This is a genomic window from Streptomyces sp. NPDC049597 (assembly GCF_040675505.1).
Lineage (GTDB): Bacteria > Actinomycetota > Actinomycetes > Streptomycetales > Streptomycetaceae > Streptomyces.
In genome coordinates this window covers 53,321-66,790 of sequence record NZ_JBFAOY010000032.1, presented here as the reverse complement: position 1 = coordinate 66,790, position 13,470 = coordinate 53,321, and the positions used below count along the sequence as shown (strand labels likewise).

The 13,470-nt window shown below is 70.9% G+C and carries 11 protein-coding genes and 1 rRNA gene; 7 read left to right on the top strand and 5 right to left on the bottom strand.

Translation table 11 applies throughout. From position 1 onward, the window contains the following. Nucleotides 1-78: ribosomal RNA gene (gene rrf, locus AB0K02_RS28250) — 5S ribosomal RNA — on the top strand; the annotation flags it as partial. 142 nt (nucleotides 79-220) lie between these two features. On the opposite strand, the gene AB0K02_RS28245 is transcribed toward rrf, so the two are convergent. From AB0K02_RS28245 to AB0K02_RS28225, 5 genes are read right to left on the bottom strand one after another with little or no spacing between them, the layout of a single operon-like run. After that, a complete protein-coding gene (locus tag AB0K02_RS28245; RefSeq protein ID WP_365995355.1) occupies nucleotides 221-1,531 on the bottom strand; it encodes a DUF58 domain-containing protein in 1,311 nt (436 codons plus the stop codon). A 9-nt stretch (nucleotides 1,532-1,540) separates the two neighbouring features. Further along, nucleotides 1,541-2,524 (bottom strand): MoxR family ATPase, encoded by a 984-nt coding sequence (locus tag AB0K02_RS28240; protein WP_365995354.1) that lies wholly within the window; start codon nucleotides 2,522-2,524, stop codon nucleotides 1,541-1,543. Further along, nucleotides 2,521-3,735, bottom strand: coding sequence for a DUF4350 domain-containing protein (locus tag AB0K02_RS28235; RefSeq protein WP_365995353.1), 1,215 nt, complete (start codon nucleotides 3,733-3,735; stop codon nucleotides 2,521-2,523). The genes AB0K02_RS28240 and AB0K02_RS28235 overlap by 4 nt, the downstream gene beginning before the upstream one ends. Continuing rightward, nucleotides 3,732-4,421 carry a DUF4129 domain-containing protein gene (locus AB0K02_RS28230; protein WP_365995352.1) on the bottom strand — a complete coding sequence of 230 codons (690 nt, stop codon included), beginning with the start codon at nucleotides 4,419-4,421 and terminating at the stop codon, nucleotides 3,732-3,734. The genes AB0K02_RS28235 and AB0K02_RS28230 overlap by 4 nt, the downstream gene beginning before the upstream one ends. 4 nt (nucleotides 4,422-4,425) lie before the next feature. Next, nucleotides 4,426-5,637, bottom strand: coding sequence for a glycerophosphoryl diester phosphodiesterase membrane domain-containing protein (locus AB0K02_RS28225; protein WP_365995351.1), 1,212 nt, complete (start codon nucleotides 5,635-5,637; stop codon nucleotides 4,426-4,428). Between the two features lie 180 nt (nucleotides 5,638-5,817). On the opposite strand from AB0K02_RS28225, the gene mtnA reads away from it, so the two are divergent. The 6 genes from mtnA (at nucleotide 5,818) to raiA (ending at nucleotide 13,340) form a co-directional block, all read left to right on the top strand. Then, nucleotides 5,818-6,963 carry an S-methyl-5-thioribose-1-phosphate isomerase gene (gene mtnA, locus AB0K02_RS28220; protein ID WP_365995350.1) on the top strand — a complete coding sequence of 382 codons (1,146 nt, stop codon included), beginning with the start codon at nucleotides 5,818-5,820 and terminating at the stop codon, nucleotides 6,961-6,963. Nucleotides 6,964-6,967: 4 nt separating this feature from the next. Then, nucleotides 6,968-7,657 carry a two-component system response regulator MtrA gene (gene mtrA / locus AB0K02_RS28215; RefSeq protein ID WP_307715197.1) on the top strand — a complete coding sequence of 230 codons (690 nt, stop codon included), beginning with the start codon at nucleotides 6,968-6,970 and terminating at the stop codon, nucleotides 7,655-7,657. Between the two features lies 1 nt (nucleotide 7,658). Beyond that, a complete protein-coding gene (gene mtrB / locus AB0K02_RS28210; protein WP_365995349.1) occupies nucleotides 7,659-9,668 on the top strand; it encodes an MtrAB system histidine kinase MtrB in 2,010 nt (669 codons plus the stop codon). Between the two features lie 85 nt (nucleotides 9,669-9,753). Further along, nucleotides 9,754-11,505, top strand: a complete 1,752-nt coding sequence (locus AB0K02_RS28205; RefSeq protein ID WP_365995358.1) for an LpqB family beta-propeller domain-containing protein — start codon at nucleotides 9,754-9,756, stop codon at nucleotides 11,503-11,505. Nucleotides 11,506-11,592: 87 nt separating this feature from the next. Further along, nucleotides 11,593-12,306 (top strand): ComF family protein, encoded by a 714-nt coding sequence (locus AB0K02_RS28200; RefSeq protein ID WP_365995348.1) that lies wholly within the window; start codon nucleotides 11,593-11,595, stop codon nucleotides 12,304-12,306. A gap of 344 nt (nucleotides 12,307-12,650) precedes the next feature. Next, nucleotides 12,651-13,340 carry a ribosome-associated translation inhibitor RaiA gene (raiA, locus tag AB0K02_RS28195; protein WP_365995347.1) on the top strand — a complete coding sequence of 230 codons (690 nt, stop codon included), beginning with the start codon at nucleotides 12,651-12,653 and terminating at the stop codon, nucleotides 13,338-13,340. Nucleotides 13,341-13,470 lie beyond the last annotated feature (130 nt).

The window sequence follows — 13,470 nt, the reverse complement described above, 5'->3', positions numbered from 1 at the left end:
CCGAACCCGGAAGCTAAGCCTTTCAGCGCCGATGGTACTGCAGGGGGGACCCTGTGGGAGAGTAGGACGCCGCCGAACAATCATTGTGGGAAAGCCCTGGAACACAGTTCCGGGGCTTTCCTGCGTTTACAGGTCGATTGGGGATCTGATGCGTTTCGTGCCCGGCCGACCACAGGACGTGGACGGCCGAGCATGGTGAAGCTTTACGCCTTTGTCGGTGTCACAGGCGACCGGCGGCCTTCAAGGCGAGGTAGGCGTCCGCCAGTGCGGGGGCAAGCCTTTCCGGCGTCGCATCGACGACCGTGACTCCGTGGCGTTGGAGTTGTTCGGCGGTTCGCTGTCGCTGGATATGGGCCTGTGTGCCGGCTGCAGCCTCGTATACGCCCTCCGCGCTGCCCCGCTTGGCGGTCATCTGCTCGACATGCGGGTCGGCGACGGACGCGACCAGCACGGTGTGCCGGCGAGTGAGCTGAGGGAGCACCGGCAGCAGCCCCTCCTCGATCGGGGTGGCATCGAGGCTGGTCAAGAGGACGACGAGTGACCCGCGGGGAGCGTTCTGCAGTGCGGCGGCACTGAGTCCTCGGGCATCGGTCTCGACGAGTTCCGGTTCCAGCGGCGCGAACGCGTTGACCATGGCGGGGAGGATGTCACCGGCCGAGCGTCCTTGAACCTGAGCACGTACCCGCCGGTCATAGGCGAGCAGACCGACTCGGTCACCGGCGCGTGAGGCAAGGGCGCTGAGGAGCAGCGCCGCATCCATGGAGGCGTCCAGCCGCGGCACGTCGCCGACCCGGCCTGCCGATGTCCGGCCGGTGTCGAGGACCACGAGAATGTGCCGGTCCCGCTCTGGCCGCCAGGTGCGGACGGCCACGGTGGTCCTGCGGGCGGTGGCACGCCAGTCGATCGAGCGGGTGTCGTCCCCGGGGACGTAGTCGCGGAGGCTGTCGAACTCTGTGCCCTGCCCGCGGATCAAGGTGCTGGTCCGGCCGTCGAGTTCGCGGAGCCTGGCCAGTCGGGAGGGCAGGTGCTTGCGGCTGGTGAAGGGGGGCAGCACGCGTACGGTCCAGGGGACGTGGTGGTTGCCCTGCCGCGCGGCGAGGCCCAATGGTCCGTAGGAGCGCACGGTGACGCGCTCGGATTGCCTGTCGCCCCGACGGGTGGGTGTGAGGACCGTCGTGACCTGTCGGCGCTCTCCTGCGGGCACGCGCAGGCGGTGCCTGGAGGCGGCCTGCTCGGCCCCGGGAGTCCAGCTGCTCGGGGGCCATGCGTCCCGGAGATGGGCGCGGAGCGGTCTGCTGGAGGGATTGGTGATGGTGAGCTCGATCTGGGCCACGTCACCGAGTCGAACAGACGTATCGCCGGATCGGGTGAAACGGAGCGTTCGCACTGGCGCGGCGAGGGCGTAGTCGCACAAGATTGCGAGTGAGAGGGGCGCGTTGACCGCGAGCATCCCGGTCCAGCTGGGGGCGAGGATGCCGACGGGGAGAGAGCCAAGAGCCGCGAGAAGCGCTGTCCGTCCGGTGAGGGCCATGACCAGCCCTCAGCGGGGGACGGGGACGTGGGCGAGGATCGCGGTGATGACGGAGTCGGCGGTGACTCCTTCCATCTCCGCTTCGGGGCGCAGCTGGATCCGATGACGCAGGGTGGGCAGGGCCAGAGCCTTCACGTCGTCCGGGATGACGTAGTCCCGGCCCGTGAGCCAGGCCCAGGCGCGGGCGGTGGAGAGCAGGGCTGTGGCTCCGCGGGGTGAGGCGCCCAGGGTGAGTGACGGGGATTCGCGGGTGGCGCGGCAGATGTCGACGACATAGCCCGCGATCTCGGCCGACACCGAGACATTGGCGACGGCGGCCCGGGCCGCCGCCAGGTCCGCGGCGCCGGCGACGGGGCGGACGCCCGCTGCGGCGAGGTCGCGCGGGTTGAAGCCCTCGGCGTGACGCGTGAGGACGTTGATCTCCTCCTCGCGGGAGGGGAGGGGGACGGTGAGCTTGAGGAGGAAGCGGTCGAGCTGCGCCTCGGGAAGCGGGTAAGTGCCCTCGTACTCGACCGGGTTCTGCGTCGCGGCGACGAGAAACGGCTCGGGAAGGGGGCGGGGTGTGCCGTCGACCGTCACCTGTCGCTCTTCCATGGCCTCCAGCAGTGAGGACTGCGTCTTGGGAGGCGTGCGGTTGATCTCGTCAGCCAGAAGGAGGTTGGTGAACACCGGGCCTTGCTGGAAGGAGAACTCCGAGGTGTGCGTGTCGTAGACCAAGGAGCCGGTCACGTCGCTGGGCATCAGGTCGGGGGTGAACTGGACACGCTTGGTCTCGAGTTCGAGGGAGGCGGCAAGTGCGCGAACCAGCAGCGTCTTGGCGACTCCGGGGACTCCTTCGAGCAGGACATGGCCGCGGCAGAGCAGAGCCACGACGAGACCGGTGACAGCAGGGTCCTGGCCGACCACCGCCTTGGCGATCTCGGTGCGCAGGGCCTCCAGGGAGGTGCGGGCGCGGTCCGAGTTCTCGGCTGTCTCGGGGGTCGGGGCGCTCATGAGGTGCGTACCTCTCTTTCAAGGGCGTCGAGTTGGTCGGCCAGGTGAACAAGGCTGGGGTCGTCGGCCGGGGCGGGGCCGAAGAGCAGGTCGCGGACGTCCCGGCCGGTGTCGGGCAGTCGGGAGGAGACCGCGGGGATCAGGGCGTCGGGGGAGTGCGCTTCTACCGGCGGCAGGCCGAGGAGTGGGGCGAGGCGGGCCCGGGTGGCGGAACGCAGGGAGGCGGCGGCGCGGTCGCGGGCGTTGACCTTGCGGTAGAGGCGGGCGCGTCCTTCGGTGGCCTCTGACGCGCGGATGGCGACCGGCAGGCGCTCGGTGACCAGCGGGCCGAGGCGGCGTGCACGCCAGACGGCGGCGAGGACGGCCGCGAGCGCGAGTTGGAGCGTGCCCCAGAGCCAGCCGGACGGGATGAGGTCGAGGAAGGCGCTTTCACCCTCGACACCCTCTTCTCCGCCGTCGCGCTCCTGACCGCGCTCCCCGGTGGAGGGGTCGCTGAGCGACGGGATGTACCAGACCAGCTCGGGCCGGGACCCGAGGAGTTGAAGGGCAAGGGAGGCATTGCCGTGTTTGTCGAGACGGTCGTTGTAGAGGATGTCCGGGGCGCCGAGAAGGACGGTGTCACCATCGGCCGGGGTGTCGATCCTGAGCAGGGACGGCAGTCCGTCGCTCGGGTAGCAGCGGTCGGCGTCAGGTGCGTCGGTGCTGTAACGCTCCCCGCCGAGTTCGGCGTTGCCCGCCCGGCGGGCCACCGGGTAGGTGCACTGTGGGGTGCGGGGCGCGACCCGTGCCGGGACGTCGGCGCGGACGCCGGGGGCCAGCGTCCCGACGGAGGCGGGACCTGCTGCGAGGAGCACCGTCCGCCCGCCGGAGGACGAGGTCGCCGAGTGGAGGGCCTCCTGCTGGACGCTGGTCAACAGGTCGGGTTCGGTGACGAGGAGTGTGGTGCCGGAGCCGGCGGCTGCGCCTGCAGCGTCGAGTGTGGTGACGACCCGGACGGACACCCCTTGGCCCTTGAGGAGTTCGGCAACCGCGCGGCTGCCGTATGGGTCCGCGGAGCGGGGGTCGAGGCGGCCGTGGTGATCCCCCGACCGCATGGCGGCCATGGCGATGCCCGCCGCGACGAGCAGGAGGACGACGACGAGGACTCCGCGAGCACGCGTCCACACCTGGCGCGCGGTTGGGGACATGGAGGTGGCGACGGCCCCGGTCATGAGGCGGCTCCTTGGGCGGCCTCTGGCAGTTGGGGCTTGGCGCGCTCCAGTTCGAGGTCCAGGTCTCGCAGGCGTTCGTACCACTGCCGGTCCCCCGTACGGCCGCCATATGTGATGTCGTCGAACGCTCTGGCGGCTGCCCGGAGTTCGTCGGCATGGGGCGGCAGGGAGCGGCCGGCTTCGGCGGCGGCTTCGTCGGCGGTGCGCCCGGGGCGCGGGGCGAGCATGGCTCGCTCCTCCAGGGAGCGGACGATGGCGCGCATCCGCTCCTGGACGGCCTGGTTCCAGCGTGCGGCGGCGGCGTGTTCCTCGGCGGCGGTGCGGTGTTCGGCAGCGCTGCGGGGCCCTGCGTCGAAGAGGGAGTCCGTCGGACCGGGGGTGCGCTGCGGTCTCCCGAGACGCCACCACAGGGCTGCGAACAGGGCGATGACGACGAGGAAGATGACGACCAGTCCGGCCGTGCCGCCGATGCCTGCACCGGCGGCGCCCTCGAAGACGCCGCCGACCCAGTCCCAGAACCTGTCCAGTGCCCGCTCGAGCAGGTTCGGATCGTTCTCGTGGTACCTCGGGTCGGACAGCTCGCGTTCCGCCGCCTCGCGGGCGGGGACACGCGGGATGTCCACCGGTACGTCGTCGCTCGCTCGGATCAGCGGCCCAGCTGCCGTAGCGCCCCCCGCACTCAGCACCGCATCAGCCCCCGGTGGAGTGGTTGCCGGGCGGCTCGGTTCCGTAGCCGGGGACACCCGCGGCGCGGGCGAGTTCGAGGTCGAGTGCTTCCCGGCGGATGCGCTGGTCGACGTAGAGAAGCGCGGTCACGCCGGCCGAGATCGGGTACGTGATCGAGGAAGCGATCACGGAGCCGATGCCGGTGATGATCAGGAACGGCCAGCCGAACTCGGGGGAGTTGCCGCTGAAGAAGTCGGTGAGGCCGATGCCGTCCACGGCGAAGCCGATGATGGTGAAGGGGATCGCGATGACCATGCTGACCAGGAAGGCCAGCAGCACGGTCAGCAGGGTGATGCCGAAGACGCGCCACCAGGCGCCTTGGACCAGTTTGGCGGAGCGGCGCAGCGAGGCGACGACGCCCTGGCGTTCGAGTACGAGCGCGGGGGCCGCGAGGGCGAAGCGGATCATCAGCCAGATGACGACCACGATCGCGGCGATGCCGCCGACGATCGACAGGAGCACTCCGGCTCCGCCGATCAGCACACCCGGCAGAATGCCCACGCACATGACCGCTGCGCTGCCCAGCGGCAGCAGCAGGGTGAGGACGAGCAGGTGGGGCAGCCGGGGCCGGGCTTCCCGCCAGGCCTCGGGCAACGTCACGGAACGGCCCAGGACGGAGCGGCTGATCACCACGGTGAGCAGCGCGGTGGTCAGGAGCGTGCCGATCAGCATGATGAGCAGCGCCGGACCCATGGCGATCAGGCTGGCCTGCAGAGACTCCACGGACTGCTGCAGTGCTTCTTCGGGGGTCGCGTCGGGGTCGACTGTGGGCGGCTCGGGCAACAGATAGCGCTCGACGAGAATGCTGGCGATCTGGGTGACGACGGAGACGCTGACCGTCACGGCCAGGACCGTGCGCCAGTGGGCGCGCAGCGTCGACACCGCGCCGTCGAGGATCTCGCCGACGCCGAGAGGCCGCAGGGGGATCACTCCGGGCTTGGCCGCGGCAGGCTGACGACCCCAGCCTCCATGCGGCGCGCCGCCGCCCCAGCCGGAGGCGGGAGGCCGCGGGGCGGGACCGGATCCGCTCGGTGCGGACCACTGCCCGGGGGGCGGCTGCTCCTTGGACCACTTCGACGAAGGAGCGTCGGCGGGCTCGGCGGGATTCGGCACGCCGGAGCTCTGTCCGTTGGAGGGAGCCGATCCGGGCGAGGCCCAGCCCGGAGTGTCGTTCACGGTGGTCCACCTCATGGATGTGTCGCGGGGCCGGCTCGCCGAGCCGGCACGTTCACGGTGCCCTTCCGTCCGGCAGGGCGGCTGTGGTGGCCATCGTGCCACGCGGCGGCCGCCGGTGGGCGGGGGCATCAGTCACCTTCGCACCTTCATTGTCGGAGCCTCACCGTGCAGACTGGGCGGATGGCTGATCAGTACGCACAAAACCCTGCCGGGTCGGTGCCGCCGGAGCTTTCGGTGCTGCGGTGGGACGAGCCGCCCGAAGGTCCCGTACTGGTGCTTCTCGACCAGACCCGGCTGCCGGTCGAGGAGGTGGAGCTGGTCTGCACCGATGTTCCGGCCCTCGTGAGGGCCATCCACACCCTGGCGGTGCGGGGGGCGCCCCTCCTGGGGATCGCGGGCGCCTACGGTGTCGCTCTGGCGGCCGCACGGGGCTATGACGTCGAGGAAGCGGCGACGCTGCTCGAGAACGCGCGGCCCACCGCGGTGAACCTGGGGTACGGAGTGCGCCTGGCGGCCGGCGCTTACCGGGCGGCAGTGGCAGCGGGTGCGGACGGCGAGAGGGCGGCGGCAGCGGCGCTCGCGTCGGCGCGGGAGCTGCATCGTGCGGACGCGGAGGCGAGCCGACGCATGGCCGCGCACGGGCTCGCGCTGCTCGGGGAGCTGCTGCCCGGGGGCGGGCACCGGATCCTGACCCACTGCAATACCGGGGCACTGGTCTCAGGTGGGGAGGGCACGGCGTTCGCGGTCGCGCTGGCCGCGCACCGGGCCGGTGAACTGCGCAGGCTGTGGGTGGACGAGACCAGGCCGCTGCTGCAGGGCGCCCGGCTCACGGCGTACGAGGCGGCGCGCAACGGCATGCCGTACAGCCTGCTGACGGACAACGCCGCGGGCTCGCTGTTCACTGCGGGGGAGGTCGATGCGGTGCTGATCGGCGCCGACCGGATCGCCGCGGACGGATCGGTGGCCAACAAGGTCGGCAGCTATCCCCTCGCGGTGCTGGCCAAGTACCACCATGTGCCGTTCATCGTCGTGGCGCCGACCACCACGGTGGATCCGCACACACCGGACGGTGCCTCGATCGAGGTGGAGCAGCGCTCAGGCAGCGAGGTGACGGAGGTCACACCTCCGCAGGTGGGGGCGGCGGGCGCCGGAGCTGGTGGAGTGTCCGTGGCGCCGCTCGGGACTCAGGCGTACAACCCCGCGTTCGATGTCACGCCGCCCGATCTGGTCACGGCCGTCGTCACCGAGGAGGGTGTGGTGTCGCCGGTCACGAGGGCCGGCATAGCCGAGCTGTGTGCCAGGTCACGCCAGGTAACGATTAGCTAATGGGATGATGTCGAATATGAAGGGACGAGTCCTTGTCGTCGACGACGACAACGCGCTGGCCGAGATGCTCGGGATTGTGCTGCGTGGTGAAGGTTTCGAGCCGTCGTTCGTAGCGGACGGTGACAAGGCACTCACCGCCTTCCGGGAGAGCAAGCCGGACCTGGTGCTGCTGGACCTGATGCTGCCCGGCAGGGACGGCATCGAGGTGTGCCGGCTCATCCGCGCGGAGTCCGGTGTGCCGATCGTGATGCTGACAGCCAAGAGCGACACGGTGGATGTGGTGGTGGGTCTCGAGTCCGGGGCCGACGACTACATCGTCAAGCCGTTCAAGCCGAAAGAACTGGTCGCCCGTATCCGTGCGCGGCTGCGGAGGTCGGAGGATCCCGCACCGGAGCAGCTGGCCATCGGCGACCTGGTGATCGACGTGGCGGGGCACTCCGTGAAGCGGGACGGTCAGTCGATAGCGCTGACGCCGTTGGAGTTCGACCTGCTGGTCGCGCTCGCGCGCAAGCCGTGGCAGGTGTTCACCCGCGAGGTGCTCCTCGAGCAGGTGTGGGGTTACCGCCATGCGGCGGACACCCGACTGGTCAACGTCCATGTGCAGCGGCTTCGCTCCAAGGTCGAGAAGGACCCTGAGCGGCCGGAGATCGTGGTGACCGTCCGGGGTGTCGGTTACAAGGCCGGGCCGAGCTGACATGTCCAGTGGCAGCGTTGCTCCGAAGCCCGGGGAGCCGGGAGTCCGTACGGGGCGGGCTGCCGGACCGGGGCGCAAGCCCGCGCGATTCGGCCGTCTGTTCCAGGGGGGTCTGCTGCTCCCGGACGGGGCGTCGTCCGGCGGGCCGGTGCCTCGGCTCGTGATGCGCTGGTTGCGCCGTCCGCTGCTGCCCGCTGTGCGCCTGTGGCGGCGGAACATCCAGCTCCGCGTGGTCGTGAGCACGCTGCTGATGTCGCTCGGTGTGGTTCTGCTCCTCGGTTTCGTCGTGATCGGGCAGGTGCGCAACGGTCTGCTCGACGCGAAGAGCAAGGCGGCGCAGAGCCAGGCGGCCGGCGGCTTCGCCGTCGCGCGGGAACAGGCCAGCGCGCCGGTCGACCCCGTGGGCCCGGACGGTGCGGCGTCGGGCGGCAGGAACGCCAACTCGTGGCGGTCCGATCTCGTCGTGCAGCTCGCCAGCGGCGGCCAGGGCTCGTACAACGTGGTGGCTCTCAGCGCCGACTCCCACCAGGACGGGTCCGGACGCGCGCCGCGCACGTCGGGTCTGGTGGACCCCGCGAGCATTCCGCAGGCGCTGCGGGACGCCGTGGGCCAGGGCTCGGGGACGTACGAGACGTACGTCAGCATCCGGTACTGGAACAACGCCTCCGACCCGGAGCCCGGGCTGGTCGTGGGGACCCGGCTGAACGACATCGAGGGGCAGCCGTACGAGCTGTACTACCTGTTCCCGCTGGCGCAGGAGGAGCAGTCGCTCAACCTCGTCCGGGGGACGCTCGCCACGGCCGGGCTGTTCGTCGTGGTCCTGCTGGGCGCCATCGCGTGGCTCGTCGTGCGCCAGATCGTCACACCCGTGCGCATGGCCGCGGGGATCGCCGAGCGGCTCGCCGCCGGGCGGCTCCAGGAGCGCATGAAGGTCACCGGTGAGGACGACATCGCCCGGCTCGGTGAGGCATTCAACAAGATGGCCCAGAATCTCCAGCTGAAGATCCAGCAGCTCGAGGAGCTGTCCCGTATGCAGCGCCGCTTCGTGTCGGACGTGTCGCACGAGCTGCGGACGCCGCTCACGACCGTGCGCATGGCGGCCGATGTCATCCATGAGGCGCGCAGCGACTTCGACCCGGTGACGGCCCGTTCCGCCGAGCTCCTCGGGGACCAGCTGGACCGTTTCGAGTCGCTGCTGTCCGACCTGCTGGAGATCAGCCGTTTCGACGCCGGGGCCGCGGCGCTGGAGGCGGAGCCGATAGACCTGCGCGAGGTGGTGCGGCGGGTGATCGGCGGCGCCGAGCCGCTGGCCGAGCGCAAGGGCTCCCGGATACGGGTGGTCGGCGACGAGCAGCCGGTGGTGGCCGAGGCGGACGCGCGCCGGGTGGAGCGTGTGCTGCGCAATCTCGTGGTCAACGCCGTGGAGCACGGCGAGGGCAGGGACGTCGTGGTGCGCATGGCGGCCGCCGGCGGGGCCGTGGCCGTCGCTGTGCGGGACTACGGGGTGGGACTCAAGCCGGGCGAGGCGACCCGCGTGTTCAACCGGTTCTGGCGCGCCGATCCGGCGCGTGCCCGCACCACGGGCGGGACGGGTCTCGGCCTGTCGATCGCCGTCGAGGACGCCCGCCTTCACGGCGGCTGGCTGCAGGCGTGGGGGGAGCCCGGCGGCGGTTCGCAGTTCAGGCTCACCCTGCCGCGTACGGCGGACGAGCCGTTGCGCGGTTCGCCGATCCCGCTCGAGCCCGAGGACTCGCGGCAGAACCGTGAGCGTACGCCGTCCTCGGCCGGGACACCGGTGAACGGGCACCGGCTGACGTCCGTGCCCGTGCAGTCGGGGGCGGAGTTCGCGCCGTTGCCCGGGCAGGTGCGTGGCGTGGCGCCGCGGGGCGTCGACCCGGCGGCGCTGCCGGGCAGTGGCGCCCGGGTCGTGGCGCGGCCGGCCGGCGAGCGGGGCGACGAGGCCCCGGGCCAGGTTCCGACGGAGCAGGAGGACACGAGTCGTGGGCGCTGATCCCCGTCGTCAGGGGCGCGCGGGCGGGGCACGTGCGGTGGCGCTGCTCGCTGCGAGCGGAGTGCTGATCGCCGGGTGCGCGTCGATGCCGGACAGCGGCGACGTGCACCCCGTGAAGGCGTCGCAGCGCGGCGACTCGCAGGTCCGGGTGTATGCCGTGCAGCCGCGCAAGGGCGCGACGCCCGACGAGATCGTCACGGGCTTCCTGGAAGCGATGACCAGTGACGACTCGAACTTCGCCACGGCCCGTTCGTACCTCACGCCGGAGACGTCGCGGAAGTGGCGGCCCGAGGCGAGCACGACGGTACTGGAGGCCGCGCCCGTGCCCGGCATGCCGGTCCTCGGCGGCCGGGACAACCCGGGGATGAACTACCCGCTGTTCGGCCGCCAGATAGCCACGGTGGATTCGCAGCGCGCCTATCAGCCCGTGACGCCCGCGGACTACCGCAGGACCATTCACCTGTCCCGGCAGAGCGGTCCCGACGGCAAGGAGTGGCGGATCGACAGTCTGCCGCCCGGTCTGCTGCTCGGTGCGTCGGACTTCGAGCGCAACTACGTCTCGGTCAACAAGTACTACTTCGCCTCGGGGCGGAGCGTCATGGTGGCCGATCCCGTCTACATCCGGCAGCGGCAGGACCCGGTGACCCGGCAGGACCCGGTGACGCAGGCCGTCTCCGCGCTGCTGGAGGGCCCGACGAACTGGCTGAAGCCGGTCGTCGAGTCACGTTTCCCGACGGGCACGGCCCTGAAGAAGGGCACCAGGTCGCTGTCGTTCGACGACCGGAACGGACTGAAGGTCCCGCTCAACGACAGGGCGTCCGGCGTGGGCCGGCCCCAGTGCACGAGGATGGCCGCCCAGATCCTCTTCACGCTCAAGGACCTGTCGTCCTCGCGTGCCGAGCAGGTGGAGCTCCTGCGGTCGGACGGCAGCCAGCTGTGCGTGCTCACCGCCGTCCAGGCCGAGGAGTACGCGCCGGACCACGGCTGGGGCGCCCACGACAACCAGTACTTCGTCGACGAGAAGCACCGCCTGGCGCTGCTCGCGGCCGGAACCAAGGAGATCGGCGCGCCGCAGAACGTGCCGGGGCCGTTCGGCGACGGCAGTGTGTCGATGAGTTCGGTGGCGGTCTCCCGTGACGAGCGCACGGCGGCGGCGGTCTCCACCGACGGGAGCAAGCTGTTCGTGGCGTCCATCACCTCCAACACGGAGCTGGGCGGTCCCCTGGTGATCAGCCGGGGCAGGGGCGACAACCGTCTGTCCGCACCCAGCTGGGACGGCAGGGGAGACCTGTGGGTCGCGGACCGGGACGCCGCCGATCCGGCGCTGATGCGGGTGCCCGGCGGTGAGGAGACCCCTCAGGACGTCAAGATCGTGCCCGGTCTGGACGGTGCGCGGATCGAGGCGGTGAAGGTGTCTGCGGACGGTGTACGCGTGGCGCTGCTGCTGACGAAGGACGGCAGGACGACGCTGAAGATCGGACGCGTGGAGCGGCACGGCCCCAGCGACGATCTCGCCGTGACCGTGACCGAACTGCGTCAGGCGGCTCCCCAGTTGGAGACGGTGACGGCGGTGTCCTGGGCGGGTCCCAGCCGGCTGGTCGTGGTCGGCAAGGAGTCCGGCGGTGTCCAGCAGGTGCGCTACATCCAGACCGACGGGTCCACGTCTCCCAACGCGATCCTGCCCGGCCTGAACCAGGTGAAGGCGGTCGCCGCGTCGGACGACGAGAACAGGCCGCTGGTGGCGTTTTCGGAGGAGGACGGCATCGTGCGTCTTCCGGCCGGAGCGAACTGGCAGACGGTGGTCGAGAAGGGATCGTCACCCGTCTATCCCGGGTGACAGGGGCCTTTCTCCGTCCGGGGGCGGCTACGGGCGCGTTGTCCACAGGGGTGGCCCGCGGGCGGGGGGCTCGGCACAGTGGTTGCCGTGCGGGGATGGTGGCGGGAGATCTCCGGTCTGGTGCTGCCGGTCGCCTGCGGCGGCTGCGGCAGGCCGCGTACCGAGCTGTGCGAGCGCTGCGCGGCCGCGTTGTACGGGAGGCCGGCACGGCGCGCGAGACCGGTGCCGGAGCCGGAGGGCCTGCCGGTGGTGCATGCCGCCGGCGCGTACACCGATGCCGTGCGGGCCGTGCTGCTCGCGCACAAGGAGCGGGGTGCGCTGGGGCTCTCCCGGCCGCTGGGCCGGGCCCTCGCGGGAGCGGTGCGGGCATCTGCCCGGCCCCACGCCGCGGCGCACGGAGCGCTGCTGCTGGTGCCGGTGCCGTCCGCCCGCAGGGCGGTGCGGGCCCGCGGTCATGATCCGGCGCGCCGGATCGCGCTGGCGGCCGCGGCCGAGCTGCGTCGCACGGGGTGCCCCGCGCAGGTGCTCCCGCTCCTGCGCCAGCACCGGCCGGTGGCCGATCAGGCGGGGCTGACCGCCCGCGAGAGGCTCGTCAATCTCTCGGGGGCACTGCGGCTGAGGGAAGGGGCGGCGCGGCTGCTGAAGGGCGGTACAGCAGTGCTGGTGGACGACGTCATGACGACCGGTGCTTCTTTGGTGGAGGCGGCGAGGGCACTGAGTGCCGTGGAGGAGGTGCCGGGTCCGCGATTCGTACGGCCGAGCGCGGCAGTCGTGGCCGTGCCACCGCTGTCCTTCGAATAAACCGGAACTGGCGAGGAACTTGCATCGTTGCTGGTAGTGAGAGGGCAAAAACGCCTGATCGGAGGTACCTTCGGGTAGCGGGTGCCGACATCCGTCCGAGCGAGCTATGTTCGGTTGTGAGGAATGGCGATGCCCGAACCTCACCGAATGCGCTGCCGATTTCTCGGCCGGGGATTCGGGACAGGGACACCCTCGAAATTGGGTGGGGTGGGGATCTTGTCGACTGGGGAGGAGGAGGTGAAAGTCGCCAAGTCCGAGGCCCCGGTGATCACCGGAGCCTGGTGCAAGAGGGAGATGCTCCGCGGCTGGTGAGCCGTCGGAGCGATCCGGGAACGGAGTTCTGCGTGGACATCGTCGTCAAGGGCCGCAAGACCGAGGTGCCCGAGCGGTTCCGCAAGCACGTGGCCGAGAAGCTGAAGCTGGACAAGATCCAGAAGCTCGACGGCAAGGTGATCAGCCTCGACGTCGAGGTGTCCAAGGAGCACAACCCGCGGCAGGCAGACCGTTCCGACCGCGTGGAGATCACGCTTCGCTCCCGCGGCCCGGTGATCCGGGCGGAGGCATCCGCCGCCGACCCGTACGCAGCGCTCGACCTCGCCACCGGCAAGCTGGAGGCACGGCTTCGCAAGCAGCACGACAAGCGCCACACCCGGCGCGGCACCGGTCGGCTGTCGGCGGCAGAGGTGGCCGATGTGGTGCCCGGCGTCGCCGAGTTGAACGCCAATGGCAAGACTCTCGCCGAAGAGGCGACGGAATCCATTCCTACCACCAGGATCGGGTCGCTCGAAGTACAGGGCGAGGGACCGCTGGTGGTCCGCGAGAAGCTGCACACGGCAGCGCCCATGTCGCTCGACCAGGCTCTCTACGAGATGGAGCTGGTCGGCCATGACTTCTATCTTTTCGTCGACTCCGAGACGAAGCAGCCCAGTGTCGTCTACCGGCGGCATGCCTACGACTACGGCGTGATCCGCCTGGAGACCGACCCGCTTGCCGGTTCCGAGGCAGGTGGAGCCGGAGGTGCGCTGGGCGGCTGACCCCGGCGCGTACTGAGCCCCGTCAGCGAGTGAAGTGGTGCCCCTGGAGCGCCTGTGCGCCCCCAGGGGCACCATCGTGCGACCACTGGATCACCGCTCTGTCGTCCGGGCATGAAAGCATGACGTGGCA